At 53.1% G+C, this 12,440-nt stretch carries 10 protein-coding genes and 1 pseudogene; 8 read left to right on the top strand and 3 right to left on the bottom strand.

Annotation, left to right across the window (positions count from 1 at the left end; all coding sequences use genetic code 11):
* Nucleotides 1-3: 3 nt before the first annotated feature.
* The gene (locus ABJL60_RS02365; protein WP_348432332.1) at nt 4-615 is read right to left on the bottom strand and encodes a hypothetical protein; all 612 of its coding nucleotides are present in this window, start codon (nt 613-615) and stop codon (nt 4-6) included.
* Nucleotides 616-1,698, bottom strand: a complete 1,083-nt coding sequence (locus tag ABJL60_RS02360; RefSeq protein ID WP_348432331.1) for a hypothetical protein — start codon at nt 1,696-1,698, stop codon at nt 616-618. It lies immediately after the preceding gene.
* A gap of 212 nt (nt 1,699-1,910) precedes the next feature.
* Here ABJL60_RS02360 and ABJL60_RS02355 point away from each other — a divergent pair, with 212 nt between their 5' ends.
* Genes ABJL60_RS02355 through ABJL60_RS02335 form a run of 5 tightly spaced genes read left to right on the top strand, consistent with a single transcriptional unit; the run spans nt 1,911 to nt 7,809 of the window.
* Nucleotides 1,911-3,083 carry an FAD-dependent oxidoreductase gene (locus tag ABJL60_RS02355; protein ID WP_348432330.1) on the top strand — a complete coding sequence of 391 codons (1,173 nt, stop codon included), beginning with the start codon at nt 1,911-1,913 and terminating at the stop codon, nt 3,081-3,083.
* Nucleotides 3,049-3,339: a sarcosine oxidase subunit delta gene (locus ABJL60_RS02350; protein WP_348432329.1), complete on the top strand. Its 291-nt coding sequence runs from the start codon at nt 3,049-3,051 to the stop codon at nt 3,337-3,339. The genes ABJL60_RS02355 and ABJL60_RS02350 overlap by 35 nt, the downstream gene beginning before the upstream one ends.
* A complete protein-coding gene (locus tag ABJL60_RS02345; protein ID WP_348432328.1) occupies nt 3,336-6,224 on the top strand; it encodes an FAD-dependent oxidoreductase in 2,889 nt (962 codons plus the stop codon). The genes ABJL60_RS02350 and ABJL60_RS02345 overlap by 4 nt, the downstream gene beginning before the upstream one ends.
* Nucleotides 6,217-6,768 (top strand): hypothetical protein, encoded by a 552-nt coding sequence (locus tag ABJL60_RS02340; RefSeq protein WP_348412839.1) that lies wholly within the window; start codon nt 6,217-6,219, stop codon nt 6,766-6,768. The genes ABJL60_RS02345 and ABJL60_RS02340 overlap by 8 nt, the downstream gene beginning before the upstream one ends.
* Nucleotides 6,769-6,771: 3 nt before the next feature.
* Nucleotides 6,772-7,809 carry an aromatic ring-hydroxylating dioxygenase subunit alpha gene (locus tag ABJL60_RS02335; protein ID WP_348286074.1) on the top strand — a complete coding sequence of 346 codons (1,038 nt, stop codon included), beginning with the start codon at nt 6,772-6,774 and terminating at the stop codon, nt 7,807-7,809.
* Here ABJL60_RS02335 and ABJL60_RS02330 read toward each other — a convergent pair.
* Nucleotides 7,806-7,953 (bottom strand): annotated as a pseudogene (locus tag ABJL60_RS02330) (IS481 family transposase); the annotation flags it as partial. The gene ABJL60_RS02335 and the pseudogene ABJL60_RS02330 sit on opposite strands and share 4 nt — an antisense overlap.
* Before the next feature lie 528 nt (nt 7,954-8,481).
* On the opposite strand from ABJL60_RS02330, the gene ABJL60_RS02325 reads away from it, so the two are divergent.
* The 3 genes from ABJL60_RS02325 (at nt 8,482) to repC (ending at nt 12,428) form a co-directional block, all read left to right on the top strand.
* Complete coding sequence (locus tag ABJL60_RS02325) at nt 8,482-9,837, top strand: AAA family ATPase (protein ID WP_348286076.1); 1,356 nt, start codon at nt 8,482-8,484, stop codon at nt 9,835-9,837.
* Nucleotides 9,834-10,877, top strand: coding sequence for a replication protein (locus tag ABJL60_RS02320; RefSeq protein WP_348432327.1), 1,044 nt, complete (start codon nt 9,834-9,836; stop codon nt 10,875-10,877). Before ABJL60_RS02325 ends, ABJL60_RS02320 begins: the two co-directional genes overlap by 4 nt.
* 240 nt (nt 10,878-11,117) lie before the next feature.
* The gene (gene repC, locus ABJL60_RS02315; protein WP_348432326.1) at nt 11,118-12,428 is read left to right on the top strand and encodes a plasmid replication protein RepC; all 1,311 of its coding nucleotides are present in this window, start codon (nt 11,118-11,120) and stop codon (nt 12,426-12,428) included.
* Nucleotides 12,429-12,440: the final 12 nt, after the last annotated feature.

Genomic DNA, 12,440 nt, shown 5'->3' with positions numbered 1-12,440 from the left:
GCGCTACTGGGAAGGATGCGGCGTTTGGGTCAAGCCAACGTCTGCACCAAGCTGCGTTCCCAATCCGTTGATCATCCGAGCCCAATAGGCGAACGATGCGACCAGTTGGATGATATAGGAAATGCCCTTGTCGCAAAATCCAGCATCGCGCAGGATTTCGACATCCTTTGCGTTCATGTCTTGTGGGGTCAGAGACAGTTTCTGAGCGTAACGAACAGCCGCGAGGAAGCCCGGGTCTTGCAGCGTAACAGGCCAAGTCTCGTCGTGCAGCGAAGCTAGCATTTTGTCTGCAAGCGGACGGTCATTCATGTAATGGCAGAAATTCTCGCCGTGGTTCGCCACTGCATATGCGCTGCCGCAAAGGATCGCGACGTAGGTTGAGATAAATTCAGCCAGCGCCGGTTTCAACGGATTGTCAGGGTTGTGTAGCAACGCCAAATAATGCGCGTCCGCAGGGACAATCGCCTTTGGCGTTTGTGACATCGCGAGATACAGGTTTTCGACACGTCCATCCGGACCTTTCACCGCATCGTAGGCAGCAGCCAATTCACCAGTCGCTGCATCCTGTGTCGTGACGTCCACCCACGCTATTGGATTGGTTTTGTTTTCGCTCATCTACATCCCGATGCTGTGGCGCACAGCCGAGTTCAGCAGCGCGCGTTGGTCTATGTTCATCATGGCTTGAATTTCCGGCCTGTCTATAAAAACAAATCGTCCTTCATCCCACAAAACTTGACCATCAAATGCAATGGTAGCGTCCATAAAATGGAAAGCCGCGTCTCCGGGATCAATTCCTGCGGCGTGGATGTGTGTGTATCGCGGAGATCCATAGGCAACTGTGCCCCAAAGCTCCAAGTCGCCATAGGGGTCGCCCTTGTAGTAGGTATTTGGATTGATCCCAGTGTGCCACGAATTGATCAGGTACGGATCGCCCCCTGTCACAGCCGCAGCCTTTATCAGTTGCACTTTGAACTTCTCAACCAGATCATCTGGTCCCTTAAAGTCAGTGATCCGGCTATCGACCACCGTTACCATCACCGGGCTGTCCATCACCAATGTGCTGCCTTCATAGGCATTGGTTGAGCTAGACGTGACAAAATGATCAATCACCAGCTTACCATTCAGCTGATAGCAGTTGACCGGAGGAAAGATCATGACTGGAAACAGTTCAAGCGCGAACTCTGATACTGCGTCTTTCCCGATTGCATGTATCTTTCCATGTAGGTTTGTTCCGTTGGCAGCCGTGATCGTATAGCTCTTTGCATTAAGAACGACATCCAACAAAGCATCGTGCATGCGTTTCATCATCGTGAAATCCGCAGATGCAAACGGCGATGCGAGGTAAGAGCGGTCCAGAGTGTATGTCATCACCGTTTTCTTGTTTCCGGCATCCAGTGAAAACCTGACTTGGTCCCCCAGACGCGAGAAAAAGATGATCTGATCAGCAATCTCCATTTCGTGACGCACGTTGTCAGGAAATTCGGCTGCGTTTTTGACAGGCTTAGCCAGAATAACCGTGGGCCTCATGCCAAGACTTTCTGCAATCAGCGCGACATCACGGCATAGCTCAGGCTCAAAATACAAATTCTCGCCTTGTTCGCCGACAAGCAGAACTTTGTCACCCGGCTGTGCCCCAGCACAATTTATGAGCAAATTACGGGCGCCCGGCTCTAGTTCGTCCAAGGTGAATTCGGGCATTCCGGCCTCCTGTGATCTAGACAATACCTCACTATGACTAAACTGTGATCACAGATCAATGCGAAACTGACCCTTGCCAACGGAATGCTTCTGATCTAACTGTGATCACAGTTTTCGCTTTGGAGTCAGAGATGCGTTATTCGGGGGTTTCCCTCCTTACACAAGCGCTACGTCGCAACCGCAATTGGCCCGCGTTTGTTGCGACTCCAGAAATGAGTCCGACCTATGACATCGTGATTATTGGCGGCGGCGGACATGGGTTGGCCACGGCGCATTACCTTGCTGCTAACCATGGGATTACGAACATCGCCGTGGTTGAAGCGGGCTGGATCGGAGGCGGAAACACCGCACGCAACACCACGATTGTCCGTTCGGATTATTTGCTGAATGCCAGCTTCGCGCTGAAAAATTTCGCGCTAAAGCTTTGGTCGGATCTCAGTCAGGATCTGAATTTCAACATCATGTATGAGCCGCGCGGCTACGTCGATCTTGCGCACTCAGATGGCGAGTTGGAACATTTCACCGTGCGCGCGAATGCCATGATTATGGGCGGTGGAGATGCCCAAATTTTGGACTGTGATGCGCTTCAACAGCGCGTCCCCGAATTGGACTTACGCGCTGGCAAGCGTTTCCCAATTTCAGGTGCTTTGGTTCAAGAGGCTGGCGGCGTAGTACGCCATGATGCCGTCGCATGGGGTTTTGCCCGACGGGCATCTGCTGCGGGCATTCACATATTCCAGAACTGTCCTGTGACTGAAATTCATGTGTCAGGTGGCAAAATACATGGCGTAGAAACGCCCCGAGGCCGCATCGCTTGTAAGCAGGCCCTTATCACGGTCGCGGGACAAAGCTCTGCTGTCGCGGAATTGGCAGGTCTCACGCTGCCCATCGATTCAATCAACGTACAGGCCTTTGTCACAGAACCTATCAAGCCCGCGTTGGACACAGTTTTGAATTACAATGCAGGCCTGTCCTATATCAGTCAAACAGACAAAGGTGAATTCGTACTGGGTGGTGCCACGGATGGGTATAATTCCTTTGCGAAGCGCGGTTCGTTTGAACGGATTGAAGATGTGCTTGCCCGCGCCGTTCAAATGTTTCCGTTCCTGTCGCGTTTGCGTCTGATGCGCCACTGGTCTGGGACTGCGGACATCGCGATGGACGGAAACGCATTGGTCGGGCGCACACCTATTGAAGGGCTGATGATCAACGGCGGCTGGGGCTATGCTGGCTTCAAGGCGACGCCAGCTGTAGGTTGGTGCATGGCCGACCTTTTGGCCACGGGCAATATGCCCGACCTTCTCGCTCCTTTCGCACCAAGTCGATTTGAAACAGGCGCGGCGCAAGACGATGCCGGTATCGGCCCCTATCCTTGGCTGCATTAGGGAGGATGTTATGCTGTTGATCCCCTGCCCTCATTGTGGCCCACGCGACGAAAGCGAATTTGTCTACGGCGGGGCCACGCGCGCGCAACCCGCACTAGATGGCAAAACCACAGTCCAAGATTGGCAAATTGCATTGCATCAACGCACAAACCCGCGCGGGCCGATAGAAGAGCTTTGGTTTCATAGTGGCGGATGTGAAACTTGGATCACCGTTACTCGAGACACCCTTTCACATCAATTCTCGGATGCGCCATGACGAACCGTTTATCCATCGGCGGCCAGATTGATCGCACCCGCATCATAGACTTTACCTTTGATGGGCAATCGATGCAGGGCCATCCTGGTGATACGCTTGCGTCTGCATTGCTGGCAAACGGGCAACATCTGGTTGCGCGTTCAATCAAATACCATCGCCCGCGCGGCATTCTGTCTGCCGGACTAGAAGAGCCCTCGGCGTTGGTTACTGTAACAGACACCTCTGGCCGAACGCCAAATCTGAAGGTAACAGAAGTTCCATTGCGCGACGGCTTGCAGGTCACCAGTCAGAACAACTGGCCACGACTCGACCGCGATGCAGGGGCGCTGATGCAGTTGTTCAGTGGGCTGTTAGGACCTGGATTTTACTACAAAACGTTCATGTGGCCGCGCAAGGCATGGCACAAAACCTATGCCCGTATCATTCGCCGTGCTGCCGGACATGGCGAGGCAGATACATCGGCGAACCCCGCCCAGTATGACAAGCGCCGCAAATTCTGTGATGTGCTTGTCATCGGCAGTGGTGCCGCAGGATTATCAGCCGCAACTACCGCAGCTCAGGCCGGGGCCACCGTCATTTTAGTTGAACAAGATCAGGCATTGGGTGGTTCGGCGCTGACGAGCAGCGATCAGCTGCAAGGTCAGCCCGCACCCGATTGGGCCGTAGACGCTGTTGCTGCATTGCGGGAATTGTCCAATGTCACCGTGATGGCAAATACGTTGGCCTTTGGTCAATACGACCATGAATATGTGCAAGCGGTTGAAACACCCCAAGACGATAACGCAACCAAAGCAATCTTTTGGAAAATTCGCGCACGCCGGATTATCCTAGCCGCGGGTGCAATCGAACGCCCGGTCGTTTTCCCCGGAAATGATCGCCCGGGTGTGATGCTTGCAAATGCTGTGCGCACTTACATTCGCCGCTTTGGCGTCGCACCGGGTGCGAGCGCGGTTGTGGCAGTGGCTGATCCGCAAGAACGTGAAGATACGGTTGCCGCTTTGCACACCGCCGGGATCGAGGTCCAGGGCGTACTGGAAGACGGTGAAACGCTGCTTGGCACCACAGGCCGGCTGCATTTACGCACCGTGTCCTATCGCAACAAGATAGGCAAACGCAGACGCGTCGTCTGCGACCTGCTTTGTGTTTCAGCAGGCTGGATGCCAACTGCACATCTTTTTGCACAAAAAGATCAGCGCCTGGCGTTCAACGCAGCAACGCAAAGCTTGTTGCCCGCAGATGCCGGTGGACTGAAACTCATGCAACCCGTTGGCGGTGCGCGCGGGGTGCTTGACCTGTCAATGTGCATCGAGGACGGCAAAGCGGCCGCGCATCGGGCTATGGCCGAGCTGGAGTTGCACAGGCATTTAGACCTGCCGCGCCCCACACCAACGTCCCATACCGGAACAACGTTTAATTCCGACCAAGGCAAAGCGTTTGTTGATTTGCAAAACGACGTCACACGCAGGGATATCAGGCAGGCCCAAAGCGAAGGCTATGACAATATCGAGCTCACCAAACGCTACACCACGCTTGGAATGGGTACGGACCAAGGCAAAACAAGTTGGACCAACGGCCTGCTGGAAATTGCCGCATTGACCGGTAAGCCCGCCGAAGCGATTGGGCACACAACCTACCGGCCCCCCTATTCGCCAGTTTCCATTGGGGCGTTGGTGGGCGCGGATGTTGGGGTTGAAATGACGCCTGTTCGTCGCACCCCGTTTCATCGAAGCTTTGAGAAATTGGGGTGTGTTTTTCAAACATCCGGTGATTGGCTCTATTCGCGCCATTTCCCGCAGGGTGCAGAAACAATGGCTCAAGCAATCAAGCGTGAATGCCGCGCGGTGCGCAACAGTTTAGGCTGCGTGGACATGTCCACATTGGGAAAATTTGATGTTCAGGGTCCAGACGCGCTGGAGTTCCTGTCACGCCTCTACTGCAACAACTTCGCAACGATCAAAACAGGGCGCCTGCGTTATGGTTTGATGCTGCGTGAAGACGGGATTGTGTTTGACGACGGCACCATCACACGTCTTGGCGAAAATCACTATCTGGTCACCGCCACAACCGCAAATACCTCTTCTGTCTGGCGTCACATGCAAAAGCTGCTGCAGGTCGACTGGCCAGATATGAATGTGGATCTGACGGACGTAACCGACCATTGGGCGACGCTTGCGATTGCAGGGCCAAACGCGCGCAAGTTGCTGGCGGCCCTCAGCCCCGACTTCAAAACCGACAGCGACAGTTTTCCATTCGCGGCCGTGCGCGAAGGCACGTTGGAAGGTGCCCTGCCCGTACGCACATTTTCGGTCAGTTTCTCTGGCGAGCTCAGTTTTGAAATCGCCACTCCTGCTGGATATGCCGAGGCGTTGATGGAACGCGTCATGAAGCAAGGTGCCGCTTGGGACATCACCCCGTACGGCCTTGAAACCCTCGACGTGTTGCGGATTGAAAAAGGTCACCTTTCGGTTGGAACAGAGATCGACGGCCGACGCACGCCTAAGGATTTAGGCATGGGCGGGATGGTTTCGTCAAAAAAGGATTTTATCGGGCACGCCTTACTGCAACGCTCTGCGCTACAGGCTGAAGGGCGCGGCGAACTTGTCGGGCTGGTTCCCGAAGACGGGACCACGCCCATTCCATTCGCAGCCCATCTGAGTGACGCCCCGCTGTTCGAGGATAATAGCGGTGTTTCGTTAGGCTATCTGACGGCTTCCGTTCACGAATCAACGCTAGGGCATCCGATTGCTTTGGCTTTCTTAATGAACGGGTCAAACCGCATGAATGAAATTCTTTGGGCGCACTCTCCGGTCGAAAACCGCTCTGTTCGCGTGCGTGTCAGCCCTTCGTGCGCCTATGATCCAAACGGGGGGCGCCTCCATGCATGATGTCTTACGCCGCACATCTGCAACTGATGCTGATGGTTACCTGACTGGCCCTCTAGGGCTCCGGTTAGACGAAGAATTCATCCCTTTAAGTGCTGTGCATATCCCTTCATCGGACCTTGATGAATTGGTTCCATTTGGCCAACGCATTTCCGGGCCTCAGGGTATCTGGCTGCGGTTATGGCCTGAAACCCTTTGGGTCTCGGGCACACCTCCGCAAAGCGGGCACAGTTGCGTCGATATCAGTGATGCGCAAACGCACATGCGCCTTAGAGGCGTCGAGGCCCTGCATTTTCTGGCGAACTATTGTACGACCGATCTGCATGATGCCGCCGTGCGCAGTGCCCGTGTCGTGCGCACTCAAATTGGGCATTATTCTGCGGTCTTGTGGTGGGAAAGTACACGCGACATCCATATCGTGGTGGCCCGCAGTTTGGCGCAATCGTTCTGCGACCACATGCGCAGTTTAGCGCTGCGCCATGACCCGACAAATTCAACGCAAAATCTACGTTCGGTGGCCCCCACTGCCCCCAACAGAAGAGGATAGAAAATGTATCTCAGAAACACATGGTATGTCGCTGCATGGGATACCGAAGTCACCCGTGAGCCAAAACAGATCAAAGTCCTTGGTGAGAAGATTGTCGTTTTCCGCAGCCAAGCTGGTGAACCCATCGCCCTGATGGACGCCTGCCCTCATCGCAAATTGCCCCTTTCCAAAGGTCGCATCAAAGGTGACCACATCGAATGTGGCTATCACGGCCTGACGTTTGATTGCACGGGAACATGCGTACGCGTTCCCGGCCAGGATCGCATTCCGGCCGCGACAAATGTACATTCATACCCTGTGGTAAGCCGCTACGATCTCGTATGGATATGGATGGGCGATCCTGCCTTGGCTGACCCTGACAAGATTTTCCATATCGAACATTTTGATGATCCTGAATGGGGCATCAATCGAGGTGACGCAATTCCGTTCGCTTGTAACTACCTTTATATTACCGACAACCTTCTTGATCCCAGCCATGTTGCATGGGTTCACCAGTCCTCGTTCGGCACCGCCGCTTGCGAAGAGGAACCGCTCACCATCACCGGAACCGACAACGGGGTGATCGTATCGCGCTGGATGTATGACACTGAGGTAGCCCCGTTTTATAAACGCCTGGTCCCGTTCGAGGGCAATTGTGACCGCGAACAGCACTACGAAGTCCGCTATCCTTCACTGGCCTACATCAAGGCGATCTTTGTCCCCGCTGGATCGGGCGGCGATGCAAATAACCTGCCCGAAGGTCAGTATTTCCAGATGGACAGTTATAACTTCATGACCCCTATCGATGAGGATACCACGCGCTATTTTTGGTTTCAGGTTCGCAATGTGAGCCCCAATGATGAGGAAGTGTCCAATTACATGAGCGAGTCGGTCATGCACGCCTTCAACGAAGATCGCGAGATTTTGGTCGAAGTCCAAAAGGGCATGAGAGATAAGATCACCCGAAACGTAGATATCGCAATTGATGCAGGACCGTTGCTGTTCCGCAGGCGGTTGCAAAAACTGATTGCAGCAGAAGAAAACTCAAATCAGGAAGCCTAGGTGTTCAGCCCCGGCATCTGGTGGATCGGATTTAAGATGAATCGATCCTGCTCGGAAGTCCAGTTTTTGCAAATGTATGCGTAAGGCGTGAGACCGCTGAGTTTTTTTGAGACGGTGCGCGTAAGTGTAGGCGTCAAGGATGTCGCCGCGATGTATGCGGCTGACCACTTCAAAGGGGGAGGCTCAGCCTCGTTGGAGAACGTTGCGCGCTTGTTCAGGTCAAAGCTGGCTGAAGCGTTTCGTCTGGCTGTGTCTTATACCCGACTGCGCCCGGTGGTGGACCATGGGTCTGTTGCCTTGCAAGGTGATTTCAATCACCCCAACAGCCAGCAAGGCGAACAATGTATAATCTTAGTTTCTTGCACGCGTGCAAGATTGACGGTGCATCAGCAATAATGCCGGACGGCAATTCGCATTGAACATCGTTTGTTCTGCATGAAAAATACTTCCATTCGTGAGTGGCACTGTTATCGTTTGAAGTGATCTGACGTCAGTGGAAGGTTAGGAATTTCGAAATCTTGCACGCGTGCAAGATGGTCGATGGCGTCGTATACAGCTTCAAAACGTGCGCGAAATTACGATGTGCGTACGGTATCTGTACAAATCACCGAAAAACGTGCTAGTTCATGTGCGAGCCGAATCCATAAGAGAATCGGAAAAGCGGAATACGACATGAGCGGTAATCTAGAACAGTTTTTGCAAGAGCTCTCCAGAGGGCTCGATAAGACCATGGTGTCTGTCAACAAAGAGCTCACGATGCGAGATCGCATCAAGCGCTCTTGGTCAATGCGTCAGTGTGCACGGTTTCTCAATGTTAGTCATCAGCATCTCACAAAGCTGGCGAAAGATCATGAAGATTTCCCGGCTGGACAATACGTGGGTAGAGAGCGGGTCTTCACTCTTAAGGAGCTGATGCACATTCGCGCGCTATTGGCAGGTACGGGTAAACGCCCTTACGAGTATCTCGCATGGCGCAAGCCCGAAGATCCTCTGCCGGTTATTTCTTTTGCCAGCCAGAAAGGTGGCACTGCCAAGTCACTTTCAGCAGCGCACTTCGCACAGTATCTCAGCCTGCATTACGGCATGCGTGTGGGTATCATGGATGCAGACCCCCAAAGTACAATAACGCTGTATTTTGTAGGTGGCGAAGAGATGCCGACCATGCCGGATGAGAACACTCCAACCATGGTGGATTTTGCGGGCCTGTTTCAGACAACCGAAGAGCAACCGTTCACGGACTACGATGCGCCGACGCTTGACACATTCTTCAAGAAGACTTCGTGGCCGGGCGTGCGATTGCTGCCAGCTCACGGTGAAACGTCTGAGGGCGAAATCCAGATTGCAAGAATTCTGCGCGCGGATATTCCAGGTAAACGGTTTTATCGATTTCTGAAAGATGCAATTGATCGTTGGCGTGTGGGGCATGTCCCAGTCACTAAACCCAACGAGCTATTGAGTGGTGGGAAAGTAGATAAATCAAAACTCGATGCAGCCCTCGTCGAGACGCTTGATTGCATCATCATTGACTATCAGCCTGCTCTTACTCTTTTCCAACTCAATAACGTCATAGCGTCTTCTTCGCTTATCATTCCTCAAACGATGAAGGGGTTCGACATCGCAACCCTTTCAACATTTGTCACGGGACTGCTGACTATGTTGCGTCACATATTCGCGAATGAGCGATTAGATATCGGCGCAGGTGCAAACATGTTGCTGCCAACCATAGTCCAAAGAACGAATGAGCAGGATTTAAAACAGGTGAGCAACCTGCTGGAAAACTGTCCGGACGAAGTGCTTCCCGTATTCTATTTGCGTTCAGACGCCATCTCTAATGCCTCTGACGTCTACCAATCAGTCTATGAGTATGAGCCAGATACCCCCGGCAAGAAGAAAGGCATCAATCGTTTTATCGACAACGCTGATGCTGTGAACGATGCGTTGGTTTCACGTCTGTGGCCCGGTTTGGAAAGAGGTTATGCAGACGCTTGGATGGAAGACTTTTATGACTTTGGAGAGGATGCAGAATGAAGCGTTCGATCAGCAGCTCTGTTTTACGCAAGAAATCATCTGAAACCGCTGACGCCCCACCTAAAGACGTCGTAAGTGAGCCTACGCAGGACGCTAGGACCATCTCGCCTGCGCCTTCCACTGGTTTGAAACCTAGGATGGGCGGCTCAGGCAGCGCTTGGAAAGCGGGAGCACTCAGTGACACTCAGGTCCTTCTGAATGAGAAACGTGCGCAGATCGTAGGTCATATTCTACAAGGAAAGCATGAGCTGGAACTTGATCCTACCCAAATCAAAGATGAGATTGGGACGGATAGACGAGATGATTGGATAGATCAGGATGCTTTCAACTCTCTGCTCGAGAGCATTGAACAAAATGGTCAAGACACACCAATTCAGATCTGGCCCGTCGATCCAAACTGGCAACCCGATCCGCTAGATCCAGAGAACTGTGCTGGCGTTCCATTTTTTCTAATCACTGGACGCAGACGGCATGCCATTGCTCAGAAGCTCGGTCGGCCTGTCAGGGCCATTTTGGCGTCGCCGGAGAAGAGAGGGGTTTCAGACGATCAGTTTGAGATGCTGTTTATGCGCTTCCGAGAAAATGAAGAGCGCGAAAACCTCGGTGCTTTCGAGCGCCTTCTATCAGTTGGCCAGATGTTTGATCGTTATGAAGCTTCGAACCCTGACAAGAAAGTAACCGCTGTTAGTTTTGCGAGCATCATCGGTGTGCACGAAAGCCACGTTTCGAGAGGGAAGGCGGTGTTTAAGGCACGCGATGAAATCTTGCACGCGTGCAAGAATGTGTATGCGCTTAGTCATCGAGAGCTTGAGAAAGTTGTTGCTGAACTCATAAAGGGTCCGGTTAAGACGGCTAAAGGTACCGCCAAGACGAAGAAGTTAACAATCATACGCAAGTTCGGACGAGAGAAGCTTTCTGTTTCATCACAAGGTGGAAAGCTATCGGTCAGCGCTGCGGGAATAGATTTGGATAAGCACAGCCTAGAGGGCTTAGGCGACATGATCGCAGCTTATCTACAAGAACATGGGTCGAAGAAATGAAACGCTCACCTGCAACGATAGGAAAGGGCGCTCGACCTTTATTGAGGTAAGAGCAGAAAGGAACATCACGTGATCTAACGGCAAAAGAAAAGCCCCCAAACCTCGCGGCCTGAGAGCTCGTCTAATTTCTGTTGCAAGACTTAGATAACTCTCCCGCGAAACGAAGTCAACGAAACAACACCGATTTGGTGAACGGGACCCTTTTGCCTTCATTCAACTGATGGAGGTTTAACAACACTCATGAAACATACAGGTTGGCGCAAGCCAACACCGGGCCTTGTCGCCGCTGAAAAGCACGCACAAGCCGGTGAACGGCTATCTATACCCAAATCACAGGCTATTGTTGCCGCAAAGAAGATCGCGGCTGCGATCGGACTGAAGTCTCAGGACCTGCTGCTTTTGGATACATTCGGAGCTGTCACGCAGCCACAGGACTGGGAGCAGGGCAGGCGGCCGATCGTATGGGCCTCCAACAACTTCCTGATGGAGCAGACAGGGTTTTCCCTTGCGACATTGAAACGCCATGCACGCCGGCTTTGCGAAGCGGGCCTCATCGCGTTTAAAGACAGTCCGAATGGCAAACGTTATGGATACAGGGATCATGAGGGGGTCATCGTGGAAGCCTACGGCTTTGATCTCGCCCCTATGGCGGCGCGCACAGCAGAGTTCGAAGCGCTTCACGTTCAGATCCTCGAAGAGCGCCAGGTCTGCAAGTCACTTCGCAACACAATCACCGTGACGCGCCGTGTGATCCGCGCGAAGATCGAGAAAGCCCTGGAGAGCCATCTCAAAGGCCCGTGGCGAGAGCTACAGGCTGAATTTGTTCTGATGCTGGAGCGACTCCCTAAACGCGCTACAGGCCCTGATAAGCTGGTCAACATCGTTGATTGGTTCAAAGCGCTACAAGAGCGCGTAGAAGCGGCTTTCGAGGCAGCGTTTGACTGGCCGCAAGAAACGGACGCAAGATCGCATCCACAGGAGGGTTCAACAGAAACTATTGCTGTCACATATTCCCAAAATATGAACCCCAGGGAGTTCACTGGTGAACCCCACATACTAACTACTATTGAACCTAAACCTGTAATTAGTAATAGCTCAGAAAAACAGCACGCGGCGGGCGTTGGGCCAGAAAGTCCACCGGTAGAGCAGGTAGAGAAACCGGAAGACGTGGATCTTGATGGCGATTGGAGCACTCACACAAACAGGCGGCGATCTGACATCGATATTCCGATGCTGATGCTGACCTGTCCACATTTTGGCGAGATGGCGCGGGGTATGGAGGGTTACATCCGTGATTGGAATGGCGTGCACAGGGCTGCAGCCAAGATCAGACCGATGGTCGGCATCTCAGAACACGCTTGGAACACAGCGCAGAGGGCACTTGGGGCTGAAGTTGCGGCCGCCGCGGTCGCTCTGATCTACGATAAGCATGCGTTGGGGGAGGTTTCCTCGCCGGGCGGATATCTGCGGGGTATGATTCAAAAGGCTCAGGCCGGTGAGTTGCACCTTGATCGCAGTTTCTATGGTCGATTGAGCGAAGTCAGGGCGTGACATGCGACACGT

The sequence above is a fragment of the Ascidiaceihabitans sp. genome (assembly GCF_039986515.1).
GTDB lineage: Bacteria > Pseudomonadota > Alphaproteobacteria > Rhodobacterales > Rhodobacteraceae > Ascidiaceihabitans.
This window is presented reverse-complemented; position numbering and strand designations above follow the sequence as displayed.

Bases quoted from the DNA above. Each gene is read 5' to 3' on its own strand.
- ABJL60_RS02365 (WP_348432332.1), bottom strand. From the start codon at position 615: ATGAGCGAAAACAAAACCAATCCAATAGCGTGGGTGGACGTCACGACA.
- ABJL60_RS02360 (WP_348432331.1), bottom strand. From the start codon at position 1,698: ATGCCCGAATTCACCTTGGACGAACTAGAGCCGGGCGCCCGTAATTTG.
- ABJL60_RS02355 (WP_348432330.1), top strand. From the start codon at position 1,911: ATGAGTCCGACCTATGACATCGTGATTATTGGCGGCGGCGGACATGGG.
- ABJL60_RS02350 (WP_348432329.1), top strand. From the start codon at position 3,049: ATGCCGGTATCGGCCCCTATCCTTGGCTGCATTAGGGAGGATGTTATG.
- ABJL60_RS02345 (WP_348432328.1), top strand. From the start codon at position 3,336: ATGACGAACCGTTTATCCATCGGCGGCCAGATTGATCGCACCCGCATC.
- ABJL60_RS02340 (WP_348412839.1), top strand. From the start codon at position 6,217: ATGCATGATGTCTTACGCCGCACATCTGCAACTGATGCTGATGGTTAC.
- ABJL60_RS02335 (WP_348286074.1), top strand. From the start codon at position 6,772: ATGTATCTCAGAAACACATGGTATGTCGCTGCATGGGATACCGAAGTC.
- ABJL60_RS02325 (WP_348286076.1), top strand. From the start codon at position 8,482: ATGAGCGGTAATCTAGAACAGTTTTTGCAAGAGCTCTCCAGAGGGCTC.
- ABJL60_RS02320 (WP_348432327.1), top strand. From the start codon at position 9,834: ATGAAGCGTTCGATCAGCAGCTCTGTTTTACGCAAGAAATCATCTGAA.
- repC (WP_348432326.1), top strand. From the start codon at position 11,118: ATGAAACATACAGGTTGGCGCAAGCCAACACCGGGCCTTGTCGCCGCT.